This window comes from Salinisphaera sp. G21_0, from assembly GCF_017744115.1.
Lineage (GTDB): Bacteria > Pseudomonadota > Gammaproteobacteria > Pseudomonadales > Endozoicomonadaceae > Endozoicomonas.
Map to the genome: position 1 here is coordinate 1 of NZ_JAGHQW010000206.1, position 816 is coordinate 816.

Below are 816 nucleotides of genomic sequence, written 5' to 3' on the forward strand. Positions count from 1 at the left end.
TCTGGTTAACTCACCAGATGCAGAATAATTCATAGCTGTTGCAATGGTTCCCGGCCCTGCAAGTAAAGGTACTGCTAAAGGTGAAACTGCAATATTTTCGAGATTACTTTTATGACTGGACTGTAAACTTGAAGCGTTACCATTCAGCATGTGGTAACCAACAAGAAAAACAAGAACGCCTCCCGAAATTCTTAATGCTGGAAGTGTAATTCCGAAAACATGAAAAATACCTTTACCTAAAACGGAAAAAAGTAACACTATACCGAAAGTTATTGTGAGAGATTTTGCTGCAATTCTAAATCTCTCACTACTGTCACTGTTTCCAACCAAACCATCAAAAGCTGCTGTATTTGCTATTGGATTCATAATTGCAAAAAATCCCAGGAAAACAGACACCGCATGTGTATAAAAGTCTTTGCCCATCATTTGCTCCAGCAATATTTCGGAGAAAAAGAACTGTGCTATTCAATCAGAAACACCACCAAGAATAATATAGACAAATATTAATATGTTACTGTTGAAATTGTCGGTTATGCAGTGAGTTCACGCTAAATTCATCGGTGCAGTAGGCGTCTGCTGAAATTTTTGGTTTAGAGACTGCCACCCTCTGGTCGCAGTTCAGGACTCACAGAAACTCGTGATCATGTCATTGGTCAGGTTCGCTATGATCTTGCGCTGTTCCTGCCTTCATTAACTAAACCAATGCAATGTGGAATTCTCGGAGTGTGCAGAGAAAAGTTAACTTTAAACTCAAGTTTCAAATCAGTGATTTCAGATCATCAGGTTTTGTGAAAACACTTATCGTACAGAACTGAA

The 816-nt window shown here is 38.7% G+C and carries 1 protein-coding gene; it reads right to left on the reverse strand.

The genetic code is table 11. The annotated features are described in order from the left end of the window. Positions 1–426, reverse strand: a 426-nt coding sequence (locus J7439_RS25675; protein WP_209204896.1) for a MarC family protein, incomplete at its 3' end; no start/stop codon positions are given. Between the last annotated feature and the right edge of the window lie 390 nt (positions 427–816).